The organism is Curtobacterium sp. MCBA15_012, from assembly GCF_001864935.2.
Lineage (GTDB): Bacteria > Actinomycetota > Actinomycetes > Actinomycetales > Microbacteriaceae > Curtobacterium.
This window is the reverse complement of sequence record NZ_CP126267.1, coordinates 622,330-638,158: the sequence shown is the minus strand read 5'-3', so window position 1 is coordinate 638,158 and position 15,829 is coordinate 622,330. Positions and strand designations below refer to the sequence as shown.

10 protein-coding genes are annotated in these 15,829 nt (G+C 71.8%); 3 read left to right on the top strand and 7 right to left on the bottom strand.

The features are described from left to right. Nucleotides 1-78: 78 nt before the first annotated feature. Nucleotides 79-3,285, bottom strand: a complete 3,207-nt coding sequence (locus tag QOL15_RS02985) for a hypothetical protein (RefSeq protein WP_139197563.1) — start codon at nucleotides 3,283-3,285, stop codon at nucleotides 79-81. Between the two features lie 145 nt (nucleotides 3,286-3,430). Between QOL15_RS02985 and QOL15_RS02980 the strand changes: the two genes are divergently transcribed. Further along, on the top strand, nucleotides 3,431-4,261 hold the full coding sequence (locus QOL15_RS02980) for an aldo/keto reductase (protein ID WP_065964175.1): 831 nt from the start codon (nucleotides 3,431-3,433) through the stop codon (nucleotides 4,259-4,261). A gap of 94 nt (nucleotides 4,262-4,355) precedes the next feature. On the opposite strand, the gene QOL15_RS02975 is transcribed toward QOL15_RS02980, so the two are convergent. After that, nucleotides 4,356-5,498: a class I SAM-dependent methyltransferase gene (locus tag QOL15_RS02975; protein ID WP_071248953.1), complete on the bottom strand. Its 1,143-nt coding sequence runs from the start codon at nucleotides 5,496-5,498 to the stop codon at nucleotides 4,356-4,358. A gap of 141 nt (nucleotides 5,499-5,639) precedes the next feature. Here QOL15_RS02975 and QOL15_RS02970 point away from each other — a divergent pair, with 141 nt between their 5' ends. Next, entirely contained in the window at nucleotides 5,640-6,329 is a 690-nt protein-coding gene (locus QOL15_RS02970) for a GntR family transcriptional regulator (RefSeq protein WP_071248955.1), read from the top strand. 169 nt (nucleotides 6,330-6,498) lie between these two features. On the opposite strand, the gene QOL15_RS02965 is transcribed toward QOL15_RS02970, so the two are convergent. From QOL15_RS02965 to dnaK, 5 genes are all read right to left on the bottom strand, one after another. Beyond that, nucleotides 6,499-8,595 (bottom strand): hypothetical protein, encoded by a 2,097-nt coding sequence (locus QOL15_RS02965; protein ID WP_071248958.1) that lies wholly within the window; start codon nucleotides 8,593-8,595, stop codon nucleotides 6,499-6,501. A gap of 139 nt (nucleotides 8,596-8,734) precedes the next feature. Then, nucleotides 8,735-9,148, bottom strand: coding sequence for a heat shock protein transcriptional repressor HspR (locus QOL15_RS02960; RefSeq protein WP_065964189.1), 414 nt, complete (start codon nucleotides 9,146-9,148; stop codon nucleotides 8,735-8,737). A 143-nt stretch (nucleotides 9,149-9,291) separates the two neighbouring features. Further along, nucleotides 9,292-10,293 (bottom strand): DnaJ C-terminal domain-containing protein, encoded by a 1,002-nt coding sequence (locus QOL15_RS02955; protein ID WP_065964182.1) that lies wholly within the window; start codon nucleotides 10,291-10,293, stop codon nucleotides 9,292-9,294. A 23-nt stretch (nucleotides 10,294-10,316) separates the two neighbouring features. Beyond that, a complete protein-coding gene (locus tag QOL15_RS02950) occupies nucleotides 10,317-10,991 on the bottom strand; it encodes a nucleotide exchange factor GrpE (protein ID WP_071248961.1) in 675 nt (224 codons plus the stop codon). Between the two features lie 2 nt (nucleotides 10,992-10,993). Then, nucleotides 10,994-12,859: a molecular chaperone DnaK gene (dnaK, locus tag QOL15_RS02945; protein ID WP_071248963.1), complete on the bottom strand. Its 1,866-nt coding sequence runs from the start codon at nucleotides 12,857-12,859 to the stop codon at nucleotides 10,994-10,996. A gap of 205 nt (nucleotides 12,860-13,064) precedes the next feature. Here dnaK and QOL15_RS02940 point away from each other — a divergent pair, with 205 nt between their 5' ends. After that, complete coding sequence (locus QOL15_RS02940; protein WP_071248965.1) at nucleotides 13,065-15,803, top strand: Ig-like domain-containing protein; 2,739 nt, start codon at nucleotides 13,065-13,067, stop codon at nucleotides 15,801-15,803. Nucleotides 15,804-15,829 lie beyond the last annotated feature (26 nt).

Below are 15,829 nucleotides of genomic sequence, written 5' to 3'. Positions count from 1 at the left end.
TCCCCGGCGGTCGGCGCAGACCGCCCACCGGGGAGGCCTGACGTGGTCGCCCTGTCGCCCCGGTGGCCGGTCACGAACTCACCGGCCCGACGGCCGATCCCGGCGGCCCGCGGTCACCCCCCGGGCGGCGCGCACGTGACGGCCGGTCACGACGGTCCGCCGGCGCAGGCCTGGACGCCCTGCGGACCCGCGAGCGGAGCGCAGCCGGGCCACGGCCACGGCCACACCGAGCAGCAGCAGGACCACCGCTGCGGGCAGCCCGTACCCGAGCACCTCCGACCCGGTGAAGGCCAGTGCGCCGGGTACCGCCACGACCGGCACACGATCACGGACGGTGGCTGAGCTGACCACCACGGATCGCGCACCCGGCTCCGTCCCGTCGCCCGCGCGGGCGACGTCGCCCTCCACCTGTGAGGTGAACACGACCTCCCCGGCGCGGAGGTCCGCCTCGGTCACGGTGTGGAACGGGCCCGTGCACTCGGTGACGGCACCGGGCTCGAGCACCGTCGCCGCGCAGGTCAGGTCACCGCCCGCCGCGCGCCGCAGGTCGTGCAGCACGAGGTTGCCCGTGTGCCGCACCTCGGCGAGGACGGCCACGCGGTCGCCGGGACGGACCGGAGCTGTCACGGGCACGGTGTCCCCGCCCGCGCCGCGCCGCACGACCCGGGTCTGCAGGTCGAGCACGTCGGACGCGCGGAGTCCGACGTGCACCGCGTCCTCCGCCGTGACCTCGACCGCCGACGGCGCGACCGCCGACGCGTGGAGGGTGAACGGCACCTGCCCGCGCTCGACGTCGTCCTGGGTGAGGACCAGGTCCGGCACGGTGCAGGTGACCGCCGTGTCCGGAGCGATCGGCGACTCGGGACAGTCGATCGGCAGCTCCGGGTGCTCGACGAACGAGCCGGAGGGGCCGCGGAGCGTCACGTTGCCGTCGTTCGCCACCGTGACCGTGGACGCGACGTGGTCGCCGGGGCGCGGGAGGTCGTCGTCCGTCCGGCCGAGGTGCGCGGTGACGTGGGCCTCCAGGACCGGGCGGCGCTCGACGTCCACCCCGGCAGCGGCGCGGGCCGCGACCCGGGCGTCGTCCGCGCCCGTCCCGCCGACGCTGAACCGGACGTCGGACCGCCCCGCGTCGACGTCCTCCTGGGTCAACGGGTACCGGTCCACCTCGCAGTCCACCGATGCGCCGGCCGGGAGCTCGCCCGCCGGACACCGCACGCCCAGGTCAGGCCGGTCGTCGGCCACGGCCGTGACGTCCCGCACGGTGGTGTTGCCCGTGTTCCGCACGACGAGCCCAGGTGCCACGTGGTCGCCGGCACGCGGCGGGCCGTGCCCCTCCGGCGCGAGCTCCGCCGCCGCCGTGGCCGACAGCTCGGTCCGCCGTGGGAGCGGGAGGCTCGTCTCGGCGCGGGCCGTCGCGTCGGTGCCGTCCGGGGCACGACCGTGGATCGGCGCCGCGAAGTCGACGGCGCCCCGGTCGACGTCCGTCCGGGTCAGCGGGTACGTGCCCCGGACCGCGCACGAGGTGGAGGCTCCGGGGGCGAGCGCCACACCGGGGCACGCCACCACCAGGTCCCCGCGCCCGTCGACCGACGCCGTGAGGTCCCGCAGGGTCACGTTGCCGTCGTTGCGCACCGTGAGGTGCAGCGTGACCGGGTCCCCGGCGGTCGGTTCGTGGTCGGGCCGGTCCGCCGTGAGCATCCCGGAGACGGTGGGGGCAGCGGCCGTCGTCCTGACCCTCGCGGAGGCCGTCGCCGTCACGCGCTGTCCGGCCCGCGAGGTCGCCGTTGCGGTCACCGCGTCGTCGATCGCGCCCGCGTCGAGGTCCGCCTGCACGACCGGCCGCGGAGCGGACGAGCAGACCGTCGAGGCAGCGGGGGCGAGGTCGGTCGTCCCGCACGTGGTCGGACCTGCAGTGCCGACGACGCGGAGGTCGTGCACGGGTGTATTCCCCCCGTTCCGCACCGTCGTGGCGAAGGACAGGGCCTCACCCAGGTCCGCGACGGCGTCGGCGCCCGTGAGCACCGGACGTTCGCTGGCCACCAGGGCGTTCTGCTCGGGCAGGAACGTCACCCGCGCGGGCTCCGGCAGATCGACACCTCGGTGCGTGACGACGTCCTCGCGGTCCAGGGTCCCGGTCCCGGCGACGTCCGAGGTCACGTCGAGCGACACCGTGCAGTCGACGGCGTCCGCGGCGAGGTCGCCGCGGACGGTCAGGGTGCCGTCACCCGGACCAGCGGTGACGGTGACGCCCCGGCACGTGCTCTCGACACGGGGTCCAGCGGCGATGCGGACGTCCTCGGGCAGCCGCTCCGAGAACGACCAGCCGGGCTTCGACCCGAGCTCCGACGTGTTCACGACGCGCGCCGTCATCCGCGCGGTCCCGCCCACGACCGGGGTCCCGGCGAAGCTGTTCACCAGTCGCGGGGTCGAGTCGAACACCGAGACCCCGTCGATCGCGCCGTCGTTGCCCTCGGACGCGGTCTGCTGGTTCCGGAGTCGCCAGCGCACTTCCGTGCCGTCGAGGAGCAGGCCACCCGGGGACACGAACGAACCCGCGCGGACGACGTCACCACCGGCCGTCCAGGACCGGGCACGGCGGTCCGTGCACGGGTCGATCGCTGCCGAGACCGGGCGTTCCACGGTCCCCTCGACGAGGCTGAAGGCGAGCAGCGGGTGCGCCAGGTCGCAGGACGCAGCCGCGGCGTCGACGCCGAACGAGACGAACCGGCCGGCCGCGCCGAGGGCGGTCCCCTCGGTGGCCTCGACCTCGACCGCGCTCGCCGGGATCGACCGGTCGAGGGTCCAGGCGCTGACGGCGTGGTTCGTCCGGGGATCCGTGCCGTTGACCTGTCCGAGGACGTCCGACAGGTTGCGCAGGTGCGCGTTCGCGGAGCACCCGACGACGTCGGAACTGATCCGGCTCGTGACGACGCCGTTGCACTGTGCCGGGTCGATCCACGACGGGTCAGCCCGGTACCGCTGTCCCGCGGACCCGACGTACTGGTCGAGCATCCGCGGCGCGGTCCCCGTGCCGTGCTCGAAGTCCTCCGACGCGCGCACCACGGGCGGGGCGTTGGCCGCGGTCGCCTCCGGGGCTGCTCCCACGAAGGCGGGGAGCCCGGTCGCTCCCGGTGCGGCGCTCGTGTCGCCCCCACGGGGGGCCGCGGCCACAGGACTGTCCGGCACCCACCAACTCCCCGCCGTCGCCGCCGCGATCGTCACGGTCGCGAGGACGGCGAGCCGGAGTCGACGCTCACGTGTCGTTCTGTATGTGAAGTACATACACTCCTCATACCGGCGGAGGGGCGTGGTGTCCGCCCGTTCGCAACCGAGATGCTCGCGGCATCCGGTCCGGTCCGCGAAGGGGGACGCGCCCGGCTGGACGTTCCCGGGAAGCCCGCTGCGCACCGTTTGGTTGCATGGCGTCATGACCGTTCCGAACATCACGCTCAACGACGGCAAGACCATCCCCCAGCTCGGCTTCGGGGTGTTCCAGATCGAGCCGGAGAACACGAAGGAAGCCACCCTCACCGCCCTCGAGGTCGGCTACCGCCACATCGACACCGCCGAGATGTACGGCAACGAGAAGGAGGTCGGCGAGGCCATCGCCGAGTCCGGCATCGACCGCTCGGAGATCTTCGTCACGTCCAAGCTCAACAACGGGTTCCACGACCCCGAGGCGGCGCTCGAGAACGGCAAGAAGTCGGCCGACCTGCTCGGCGGGTACACCGACCTCTTCCTCATCCACTGGCCGCTGCCGACCGTGTCGGACTTCGTGCCCACCTGGAAGGCGATGGAGGAGCTGTACCGCGGCGGCACCGCCCGCTCGATCGGCGTCTCGAACTTCCAGACCCACCACCTCAACCGCCTCGCGTCGGAGACCACGATCACGCCGGCCGTGAACCAGATCGAGGTGCACCCGTACCTCGTCCAGGACGAGCTCCGCGCCTACGGCCGCGAGCACGGCATCGCGACCGAGGCCTGGTCGCCGATCGCGCAGGGCCTCGTGCTCGACGACGAGACCATCACGCGCATCGCCGGCAACACCGGCAAGACCCCGGCGCAGGTCGTCCTCCGCTGGCACATCCAGCGCGGCGACATCGTGTTCCCGAAGTCGGTCACCCGCTCGCGCGTCGAGGAGAACTTCGCGATCTTCGACTTCGAGCTCTCCGACGACGACATGACCGCGATCACGTCGCTCGACAAGGGACACCGCACCGGGCCCGACCCGGACACGTTCGACTACGTCCCGGCCTGACGGCCGCCGGTCGCGTGACGCGACCAGGGAGACGACGGGAGGCCCGTGGCTGCGCAGCCACGGGCCTCCCGTCCGTCGTCCGGTCCTGCCGGGCTCACGCCCGGCGGGACGCGGTGACCGTGAACTTGTCGGTCCGCACCACCTGCCGCGTCGGCCCGACGGCGCGTTCGAGCGCCGGTCGGTAGCGCAGGTGCGAGTTCCAGACGCACCACAGTTCACCGCCGGCCTGGAGGATCGTGGCCGCGTTCCGGAACATCGCCTCGGCCGCGTCGGTGCTCACGGTGGTGTCCTCGTGGAAGGGCGGGTTGCAGAGCACGAGCTGCGCGGACCCCGCGTCGAGCTCGTCGCCCGCGTCCGACCGCGTCACGCGCACCCGGTCGGCGACGCCGTTCGCCTCGGCCGTCGCGCGCGTCGACAGCACCGCCGCCCGGGACACGTCCGTCGCGACGACCTGGAGGCGCGGACGCCGACGCGCGAGCACGGTCGCGATCACCCCGTTGCCGCAGCCGAGGTCGACCGCGACGCGCGCCGTCGGCACCGCCTGGTCGGCGACACCGAGCAGGACACGGGTGCCCTGGTCGAGCGAGGCGCCGGCGAAGACCCCACCGTGCGCGACGATGGTCATGCCGAGCTCGTCGACGTGCACCGAACGCGGCCAGGGCTGGGTGGTGTCGGCGCGGGTCGCGGCCGCCCGGAGCGGGTCCTGCGCGATGAGCAGCCGGGACTTGCCGCGTCCGCGGGAGGCCGTCACCTCGCCGAAGTAGCGGCGCAGCACGTCGTTCTGCGACAGGTTCATGTGCTTCGAGACGCCACCGCAGAGCAGCACGGCGTCGGGGGCCGCCCACCGTGCGACGGCCCGGGCGACCTCGTCGAGCCGGTCGTTCGACTTCGACAGGCGCAGCAGCACCAGACGGACGTCGCGGAAGGCCTGCTCGAACGACTCCGGGTGGTGGAAGCCCCGCCGACCGAACGTGCCCGCGTTCGCCTCGAGGGCGCGCACCCCCACCAGGGAGTCCTGCACCACCCGGACGTCGGACGCCCCGTGCACGGTGATCGCGCCGAGGGTCAGGACGCCGTAGCGGTCGTCGATGACGGCGACCTCACCCGGCTGCCGGAGTGCGTCGCCGTGCACGTGGGGTGCCTCGTCGAGGATGAAGCGGTCGGTGCCGTCGATCGCGATGAGGTCCGCCGCGTCGTCGGGGCGGCGGCGGAACAGGTCGGCGAAGTCGGGTGGCACGGCGCCACCCTACCGACGGGTGCCGTCCGACACGGGGGACGACGTCGGTATATCACACGTCGTCGGAGCGTTCCGCGGTCGTACGCTCGGACCGGTGCGCCTCCGGGAGCGGGGTCGGCACCGGCGAGGGGAAGGGGCCGCATGTTCGCGACGGTGGATGCCGAGGGACGCCCCCGGCTGCGCGACCAGGCCCGGGAGCGCCTGCGCGGCGAGATCCTCGACGGTTCCCTGCCGCCCGGTGCCCGACTCGACGACGTCGAGCTCGCCGTCCGTCTGCGGTGCTCGCGCACCCCGGTCCGCGAGGCGCTGTCCGACCTCGCGCACGCCGGGCTCGTCGAGTTCCGCCCGAACCGGTACACGCGCGTCACCGTCCCCCGGCGCGAGGAGATCGTCCCCTCGATGCAGGCCCTCGGACTGCTGTTCGGCGGCGTCGCGCGGACGACCGTCCCGGTGCTGAGCGACCGGAGTCGCACGCGGCTGTTCCGCGCCCTCGGTGAGTTGCTCGACCAGATGGGCACGGCGCGCGGGTGCAGCCCGCCCGACACCGCCTCACGCCTCTACCGCGACCTCATCGCCGAGTGCCGGAACCCGCTGCTGGCGTCGACGCTGCGCAGTGCCGCGGACGGGCTGACGTTCCGGCTCCGCCACGAGGAGCTCCGCTCGGCACTGCCGTGGGAGCACGTGCGCAACGGGATCGTCGCACTGCGGGTCGCGATCGACTGCCGTGACGGCCGGCTGGCCGAGCGTGCGGTGGCGACGATCCACCTCCTGCCGGACCCGGACCGGGACCGGGACCGAGATCCGGGCCGGGAGCGGGAGCGGGAGCGGTGACACCGCCGGGCACGGGCCACACGCCGCCGTGCGCCCGGGCGGAGGACGTCGTCCCCCGGCCGCCGCGCTGCACGGCCGGGGGCGCGTCACCCCTGCCCTGAACACCGGCCTGCGGCTCCCTGCCCGCGGCACCGGTGCGGCGCCGCGGGCAGGGAGCGTCGGCGCGGACTCAGCCCGCGGTGAGCCGGATCGTCGCGGTCGTGGTGTTGGCACCACGGGACTGGGCGGTCGCGAGCAGCACCTGGTCGCGGAACGGCAGCCCCGAGGTCCGGACGGACCACCGGCCGGCGTCGTCCGCTTCGACCGTGCCGAGGTCGCTGCCCGGCACCCCCTGCTCGGACAGCCGTACCCGTGCGTGCGGCGCGGCCACGCCGGCGATCCGCACGTCCGGGAACGCCGGCGGGATCACGAACCCGTCCCCGGGCGAGGTGATGCGGACCGCGGCCCCGTAGTCGACCACGATCGTGACGGTCTGTGGGTCCTGCCCCGTCACCGTCTGCGTCGCCTCGAGCGTCCGCGCACCGCCTCGGTCCGGCGCGGTGAGCGTCGTGCTCCACGTTCCCTCGGGGTCGGCGACACGGACGGTCGCGACGGCGACGGCGCCCTCCCGCAGCACGACGGTCGCGCCGGGCGTCCCGTGCCCGCCGACGGTGACGGGCTTCGTCACGTCCGCGTCGAAGGTCGCCGCGCCGTCGAAGGCGGGTCGGCCGACCTCGACGTCCACGTCGATCGCGGCGAGCAGGGCCGTGGCCCCGTACGCCTCGACGTGGACCGGGTTCGTGCCGTACGCCAGACCGTCGAGCTCGAGCGACCACGCTCCGTCCTCGACCTTGACGGCCTTCGCTGCGTCCACGCCGTCGCGGCGCCAGGACACGACGACCACGCCCGCTCCGGTCGGCGCGGTGCCGACGAGGGTCGCCGTCCGCCGTGCCGGGTCGACGTCCCGCGGCGTGGCCGTCAACGGCCGACCTGGCTCCGGGACGGTGGTCGTGGTGGTCGCGGTCGTGTCGAAGGTCCCGCCGGTGATCGACCCGCGCAGGTGCCCGGTCAGCGCACCCTGCAGCTCCTGGACGTCCGACGGCGTCTCGATCCGGAGCCCGAAGCGGAACTTCTGGTCCTTCGCCACGTTCCAGTTCCGCTTGCCGAGCGTGAAGGAGTACTTCGTGCCGTCGCCCGACCGGGTGCCGTCCACCAGGCTGTCCCCGCCGAACGAGCGCCACGTCGAACCGTCCAGGTACTCACCGCGCTGCGCGGTCTGCCCGGTCGCGAAGGTCGTCCCGGACGGCGCCGTGACGTCGAGGGTCCCGGTCGGTGTCGTGAACGCCCGCTTCGCCGTGAAGGTGACGTACGCGGTGGTGGTGCCGCCCCGCTCGAGGACCGCGCTGCCGGTGTCGCCCGTGATCTGGCCCGGCTGCACGGGCTCCGCGATGGTCACGGTCACCGAGGCGGTGTCGCGCCGGACGCCGTCGACGTACTGCTCGAAGGTCAGGACGTTCGCGCCGACCGACAGCCCGGTCACGGTCGCGGACCACTTGCCGACCGTCCCGACCGGCGGCGCGGCGGCGACCTGCACGCCGTTCCGCTTGATGACGGCGTTCGCGGTCGCCTCGCCGGACACCCGGGCGGTGCGGCGGGCGTCGTCCTGCGCGTCGAGGTGCACCGACAGCCCGATCTGCTGGTACGGCCGGGTCACCGGCGTCCCGGAGACCTTCGCGGAGTTCTTGCACAGCGCACCGATGCAGGCGTACGTCCAGAACGTCGGGGTGCGCGTCTGGCCCATCGGCCAGGCCGCGAAGGTCGCCTCCGAGGTGCCGCCGTCCCAGTGGTAGTCCCCGCCGACGTCGCCGACGTGGATCTGGCAGGTCGTCTCGAGCAGACCGCACCGCGGCTTCCCGGTCACCCGGTAGGTGCGGGAGTCGATCGGCGTGAGGCTGACGCCCGTCGGGGTGTTCGCGACGACGCGGGGCTCGGGCCGGACGGCGCGGTCGTCCGCGCCCTGGTCGGGGTCGGCAGGAGCCTCGGGGTCGCTCGCAGCGGTGGCATCGGTCGCGGCCGGAGCGCCGGCAGCAGCGTCGCCAGCGGCCGGAGCGACGGCGGCAGCGTCGCCAGCGGCGCGATCGGCCGCAGCGCCGCCGTCGGCTGCCGTCGCCGTCGGAGGCACGGCGTCCGGTCCGGCCGCCGCGGCGAGCGGGACCGGGCCGAGCACGAGGCCGAGGGTCGTGAGCACCGCGGCGAGCGCGGCGAGGACAGGGGGTCGGGAACGCATGGGATCCTCCGTCGATCGTCGTTCGACTCGGACGAGTCGCGTCAACGGTAGGGATCAGGCCGACCATCTGGTCGAGTGGTACATCACTGTGCCATGAGGTGCGCGATCGCCCCTCTCGAGCAGCCCGACCGAGCGCCGGTCAGGGGCGCGGCGGTCGCCAGAGGACGATCTGCGTGTTCCGCTGCGGACGGGACCCGGCCTTGAGCGAGATCGCCGCGCCGGTCGTCGTCGCCGCGAACACGCGGGCGCCGGGCCGGTTGATGAGCTGGTCGGCGAGGGCGGTCTCGAGTTCCCGCACGCGCTCACGCAGGGCGCGGTTCTCGTTCTCGAGGTCGAGCACCCGCCGGATGCCCTCGAGCGACACCCCCTCGGATCCGAGCCGGGCGATCTCCCGCAGCTGGGCGATGTCGCGCATGGAGTACCGCCGCGACCCACCGCGGGTCCTGCCGGGCACGACGAGGCCGAGCCGGTCGTACTGCCGCAGCGTCTGCGGGTGCATCTCGGCGAGCTCGGCCGCCGTCGCGATCGCGAAGACGGGCGAGTTCTCGTCCATGTCGGTCATCGATCGCCCCTTCCGTCGTCCGCGTGGTCCGGTTCCCAGCCTGGAGGCGCGGTGCGGGTTCCTGACGGAGCCGCGCCGCGCCTCCTGGCCGGGTCGTGCTGTGTCGCGCGCGCCCGTGGCGCGCACGGTTCGTGCTAGCCGCGCGCCTTCGCGAGGAGGTCCTCGCGGGGGTCCTCGTCCGGCAGGGTCGCAGCGAGGGCCTCGACGGCCTCGCGCTGCTTGTCGGACAGGTGCGACGGCACCGCGACCTGCACGGTCGCGAGCAGGTCGCCCGTGCCGTTCTTGGTCGTGACGCCGCGCCCCTTGACGCGCAGGACGCGGCCCGACGGGGTGCCGGGCGCGACCTTCAGCTTGACGGGCTCGCCGCCGAGCGTCGGGACCTGGATCGTCGCGCCGAGCGCCGCCTCGACGAACGTCACCGGCACGTCCACACGGAGGTTGAGCCCGTCGCGCTCGAAGACCGGGTGCTTCCGGACGCTCACCGCGACCACGAGGTCACCGGCCTCACCGCCGTCGGGCGACGGTTCCCCGCGCCCGCGCAGTCGGATCTTCTGACCGTCCGCGACGCCCGCCGGGATCCGGACGTTGACCGGCCGTCCGTTGCCCTGCGACAGCTTCACCGTGTCGCCGGCGATCGCGGTGGCGAAGTCGAGCGTCGTGGACGCCGTGACGTCCCGGCCCTTGGTCGGGCCGCCGAAGCCGCGGTAGCCGCCGGAGTTCTGGCCGAAGCCGCCCCCGCCGAACATGCCGCCGAGGATGTCCTCGAACCCGCCGGCGCCACCGCGTCCGCCCTGCTGGCCGAAGCGGACGCGCTGCCCACCCTGCTGGCCGAACATGCCGCCGAAGACGTCCTCGAACCCGCCGCCCTGGCCCGGGCCACCCGCGGTGAAGCGGGCGCCCGAGCCCATGGCGCGGACCTGGTCGTACTCGGCGCGCTGTTCCTTGTCGGAGAGCACCGAGTAGGCCTCGCTGATCTCCTTGAAGCGGGACTCGGCGGCGGCGTCGCCCGGGTTGGAGTCCGGGTGGTACTGCCGCGCGAGCTTCCGGTAGGTCTTCTTCAGCTCAGCGTCGCTCGCCGTCTTGTCGACGCCGAGGACCTTGTAGAAGTCCTTGTCGAACCAGTCCTGACTGGCCATGAATCCCTACCTCCTCCCGGGTCTCAGGCCGGGACCGCCACGGCGACCTTGGCCGCACGGAGGACGCGGTCGCCGAGCTTGTAGCCCGGCTCCACGACGTCCGCGACGGTCTGGTCGGTGGCACCCGGCGTGGGCAGCTGGACGATCGCTTCGTGCACGTTCGGGTCGAAGGTCTCGCCCTTCTCGCCGATCTGCACGAGCTTGAACTTCTCGAAGCCGCCGCGGATCTTCTGGCCGATGACCTGCATCGGACCGTCCGCGAGGTCGCCGTGGGCCTCCGCGCGGGTCAGGTCGTCGAGCGCCGGGAGCAGCGCCCGGACGACCTCGGCGATGACGGCGTCGCGGTTGGCCTCGCGGTCACGCTCGACGCGCTTCCGGAAGTTCACCAGCTCGGCCTGTGCTCGGAGCATGTCCGCGCGCATGTCGGCGACGAGGTCACGGTCGTCCTGGGACAGCTTGTCCTCGGCGATGCCGCGCGCAGCGTCGTCGAGCAGGGCCTTGTCCTCGGGCGAGAGGTCGTCCGTCACGTCGGCGTCGGGGCCGCCGGCGGCGGGGCCGTCCGTGGGGAGTTCCACGTCCGGTCCCTCCGCCTCGATGAGGTCCTCGGGCTCCTGTGCGTTGGTGGCGTCGCCCTCGACCTGGGGCGCCGGGTCTTCAGGAACAGACTCGTTCGGCACGTTGTCCTTGCGGTCCGTCATCGTTACTTCTTGTCCTTGTCGTCCTCGTCGTCCACGACCTCGGCATCGACGATGTCCTCGTCGTCCTGCTGCGCCTGGTCACCCGTGGCCTGCTCGCCACCGGCCGCGGCACCCGCGTCCTGCTGGCTGTAGATCGCCTGGCCGAGCTTGCCCTGCGACTCGTTGAGCTTGTCGTAGGCGGCCTTGACCGCGTCGTCGTCCTCACCCGCGAGGGCGGACTTCAGCGCGTCGACGTCACCCTGGACCTCGGACTTGACGTCCGCGGGGAGCTTGTCGTCGTTCTCCTTGATGAGCTTCTCGATCGAGTAGACGAGCTGCTCGGCCTGGTTGCGACGCTCGTTGGCCTCGCGGCGGGCCTTGTCCTCGGCGGCGTGCTCCTCGGCCTCGCGGACCATGCGCTCGATGTCCTCCTTCGGCAGCGACGAGCCGCCGGAGATGACCATCGACTGCTCCTTGCCGGTGCCCTTGTCCTTCGCGGACACGTGCACGATGCCGTTGGCGTCGATGTCGAACGTGACCTCGACCTGCGGGACACCACGGGGAGCCGGGGCGATGCCGGTCAGCTCGAACGTGCCGAGCGGCTTGTTGTCACGGGTGAACTCACGCTCGCCCTGGAAGACCTGGATCGCGACCGACGGCTGGTTGTCGTCGGCGGTCGTGAAGGTCTCGCTCCGCTTGGTCGGGATCGCGGTGTTGCGGTCGATGAGCTTCGTCATCAGGCCGCCCTTGGTCTCGATGCCGAGCGACAGCGGCGTGACGTCGATGAGCAGGACGTCCTTGCGCTCGCCCTTGAGGACACCGGCCTGCAGCGCGGCGCCCACGGCGACGACCTCGTCCGGGTTGACGCCCTGGTTCGGGGACTTGCCGCCGGTCAGCGACTTGACGACCTCGGCCACGGCCGGCATGCGGGTCGAACCGCCGACGAGCACCACGTGCGCGATGTCGTTGACCGAGACACCCGCCTCCTTGATGACGTCGTTGAAGGGCTTCTTCGTGCGGTCGAGCAGGTCGGAGGTCATCTGCTCGAACTGCGCGCGGGAGATGGTCTCGTCGAGGTTCAGGGGGCCGTCGGCGGTGAGCGTCAGGTACGGGAGCTGGATGTTCGCCGACATCTGCGACGACAGCTCCTTCTTGGCCTGCTCGGCGGCTTCCTTGAGGCGCTGCTTCGCGATCTTGTCGGTCGACAGGTCCACGCCGTGCTCGTCCTTGAACTTCTTGACGAGGTGGTCGACGATGCGCTGGTCCCAGTCGTCGCCGCCGAGGCGGTTGTCACCCGAGGTCGCGCGGACCTGGATCGTGGAGAAGTCGTCGTCCTTGCCCACCTCGAGCAGGGAGACGTCGAACGTGCCGCCACCGAGGTCGAAGACCAGGATGAGCTCGTCTTCCTTGCCCTTGTCGAGGCCGTACGCCAGCGCCGCGGCGGTCGGCTCGTTGATGATGCGGAGGACGTTGAGGCCGGCGATCTCACCGGCGTCCTTCGTGGCCTGGCGCTCGGCGTCGTTGAAGTACGCCGGGACGGTGATGACCGCGTCGGTGACGTCCTCACCGAGGTACTGCTCGGCGTCGCGCTTGAGCTTGCCCAGGGTGCGGGCCGAGATCTCCTGCGGCGTGTAGCTCTTGCCGTCGATGTCGACCTTCCAGTCGGTACCGATGTGGCGCTTCACGCTCGCGATGGTGCGGTCGACGTTCGTCACGGCCTGGCGCTTCGCGGTCTCGCCGACGAGCACCTCGCCGTCCTTCGTGAACGCCACGATCGAGGGCGTCGTGCGGAGCCCCTCGGCGTTGGCGATGACGGTGGGCTCGCCACCTTCGAGTACGGAGACGACGGAGTTGGTGGTTCCGAGGTCGATGCCTACTGCACGTCCCATGTGTTGGTGCTCCTTCGATCGGGTGCGTGGTCTTGCTGAAGCCTACGCGGAGTTGCGTCCGCTGCACTCAAGTCTAGACCTGAGTCGCGTCGTGTCAAGTCGTGGGTGGGCTCGTGCGATGCAGGGCGAACATTGCGTATGTTATATTTGACGTACAGCATCCGCCGCGGTCTCCGCGGCCCGACCTGAAGGATTCCCTCCTCTCATGAAGTCATTCCTCAAAGCCGCGGCCGCGACCGGCGTCGCGGCAGCCACCATCGCCACCGGGCTGAGCTTCGGGCCAGTGGCTACGGCCGCACCTGCCGGCGACAAGGCGTCCCGGACGATCGTGGAGGGCACCGAGTTCCAGCTCATCATTCGTGACGGCGACGGCTACAAAGCGCCGAAGCCTCCCTCGTACGGCAACATGGACGTCGTCCACTTCGACTCGCTTGCAGACGCACGTCAGGCGACTCCGACGTTCGTCGCGCATCGCGCCGGCATCATCGACGGGAGGCAGTTCTGGACCTTCGCGACCGGCGACCGGTGCTTCTCCGCTGACACCGCATACGATGACAGGCGAGACACCCACGCGACGCCCTGCGAGAGGCCGGGTCCGTACCAGGAGATCAAGTGGACGATCGACAATGGCCTTCCGCGGACCGAGAAAGGCCGGTACCTCACGTCGAACATGAGCCCCTACTACACGACATACCTGTCGTGGAGCTGGGAGCGGCCGTCGTCCAAGGACTTCCAGTTCGTCGAGTCCCCGTTCGGGCTCTCAGCGTCCGTCGGCGACGTCGATCTTGAGAACGGGACGGCGAAGCTCGTCGACGGGATCGCACCCGACGAGGCCACGTCCGTCGAGGTCTCCTACACGAACAAGGACGGCAAGCAGGTCGTCGACGACCAGGACGTGACCGACGGCAAGTGGGGTCCCGCCGCGCTGCGCAACCTCGCGCTCGGCGAGACGACGGTCCACCTCGCTGCCTACGACGGCGGCGACGTGATCGCAGAGAGCGATGTCACCGTCGACCTCCCGGTGACCCCGCTGGTCGCGACCGGCGCGTTCGGCTCCGCGGTCGACGAGGTCGCGACGATCAGCGGCACGGCGACCCCGGACACGGCGATCAACGTCTACCACGGCGAGAAGCGCATCGCGATGACCACGTCGGCCGACGACGGCACCTACTCGATCTCCGTCAACGCGCCGAACATGCCCGGCACCTACGACCTCACCGTCACGCAGACGATCCGCGGCGAGGACGCCACCCCGCAGAGCGTGTCGCTCGACTACGGCTCCGGGGTCTCGATCACCTCCCCGGCCGACGAGGCCGAGCTCGACCCGGGCGACCTCCTCACCGTCCGCGGCGCCGCGCAGTCCGGCTCGATGGTGAAGGTCTACGAGAAGGGCCACGCCGACCAGGTGCTCGCCCAGACCGTCGCCGGCACCAGCAGCACCTACCGGGCGGTGGTCCGGGACCTCGAGGACCGTGAGTACCACCTGGTGGTCGAGGGCATCAGCAAGGGCTACAACCGCACGACTGCGGAGCTCACGGTCAACCCGGGCAAGTCCACGGTCGCCGACCCGACCGCGGCGGTGTCGTTCGACGCGGATGTGACCAAGAAGGCGACCGTGTCCGGCACCGGTGTCGACGGCGCCACGATCACGGTCAAGAACGGCACCACGACGCTCGGCACCGCGAAGGTGGGCAGCAACGGCGAGTGGTCCCTGCCGATCGACCCGCTCGGCGCCGGCAAGCACACCCTGACGGTCGAGCAGACCGGCATCGACGGCACGCAGACCACCACCACCGACGCCGACTACGGCGACGCGGTGTCGATCGACGCCCCGACGAACTTCACCGGTGGCGCGCTGACCGTGACCGGGCAGTCCTCGAAGGGCGCCCAGGTCACGATCACCTCCGGTGGGAAGCAGATCGACACCTTCACCGTCGCGAACGATGACGGCTCCTTCACCAGGAACCTGACGGGCCTGGGCTCGGGCACGGTCGAGCTCGTGGCCACGGCGAAGTCCAAGGGCGCCCTCGTGACCGACACCACCGCATCTTCGACCGCGCCGATCACCGCGGAGTCGGTCCAGATCAGCTCCCACGTCAAGAACGGCACCTTCGTGCCCGGCGAGCAGCTGTTCACCGGCCGCGGAACCGTCGGCGCGACGATCACGTTCAACGTCCACGGGTTCAACAACCCCTCCTACAACCAGACCACCACGGTCGACCAGTGGGGCAACTGGGAGATCCGTCGCGGACTCGCTGACACGACCTACCCGCTGGTGTCCGTGAAGCAGACCGCGCAGCCCGGCGTGACGAACGAGCTGACGAACTGGAACCTCCGCCCCTACGACGGCGTCGGCCAGCCGGGCGACCTGGAACTGACGAACTTCAAGGACGGCGACTTCTTCAACGCCGGTGACCAGGTCTTCGCCGGCACCGCAACGCCAGGCGCGACGATCGTGTTCAACCCGTTCGGTCTCGACAACCCCGCCGTGGAGTCCTACAACATCACGACCAAGGCTGACGAGAAGACCGGGAAGTGGGAGATCCGACGCGGGCTCGCGAATGTGAACTACGACCGGATCGCGGTCCGTCAGGAACCCGCAGCCCAGGGCAAGGTCAACCAGATCGACAACATCCGCATCGCACCCTACGGCTGGGTCGGCGCTCCCGCCGACCTGACGGTGACCAGCCCCGCCGCTGACAGCACCGCCACGGCCGGGATCCAGACCTTCACCGGCACCGCGACACCGGGCACGAAGGTCACGATCTACGTCTGGGGCGACAACCCGGCGAACCCCACCACCGGGATCGCGAACGCCCGCGGCAAGTGGACCATCAACCGCAACATGGGCGCACTCCCCACCAAGTACAACGTGCGCATCGTCCAGGAGGACGCCGGCGACAAGGTCGACACCGTCCGCGTCCCCCTCACCATCACCCAGTAGCACCCCGACCCACGGCGGCCGGCCGG

Excerpts from the sequence above, each read along its gene's own strand:
- QOL15_RS02985 (WP_139197563.1), bottom strand. The coding sequence starts at position 3,285 with ATGTACTTCACATACAGAACGACACGTGAGCGTCGACTCCGGCTCGCC.
- dnaK (WP_071248963.1), bottom strand. The coding sequence starts at position 12,859 with ATGGGACGTGCAGTAGGCATCGACCTCGGAACCACCAACTCCGTCGTC.
- QOL15_RS02940 (WP_071248965.1), top strand. The coding sequence starts at position 13,065 with ATGAAGTCATTCCTCAAAGCCGCGGCCGCGACCGGCGTCGCGGCAGCC.
- QOL15_RS02950 (WP_071248961.1), bottom strand. The coding sequence starts at position 10,991 with ATGACGGACCGCAAGGACAACGTGCCGAACGAGTCTGTTCCTGAAGAC.
- QOL15_RS02970 (WP_071248955.1), top strand. The coding sequence starts at position 5,640 with ATGTTCGCGACGGTGGATGCCGAGGGACGCCCCCGGCTGCGCGACCAG.
- QOL15_RS02960 (WP_065964189.1), bottom strand. The coding sequence starts at position 9,148 with ATGGACGAGAACTCGCCCGTCTTCGCGATCGCGACGGCGGCCGAGCTC.
- QOL15_RS02955 (WP_065964182.1), bottom strand. The coding sequence starts at position 10,293 with ATGGCCAGTCAGGACTGGTTCGACAAGGACTTCTACAAGGTCCTCGGC.
- QOL15_RS02980 (WP_065964175.1), top strand. The coding sequence starts at position 3,431 with ATGACCGTTCCGAACATCACGCTCAACGACGGCAAGACCATCCCCCAG.
- QOL15_RS02965 (WP_071248958.1), bottom strand. The coding sequence starts at position 8,595 with ATGCGTTCCCGACCCCCTGTCCTCGCCGCGCTCGCCGCGGTGCTCACG.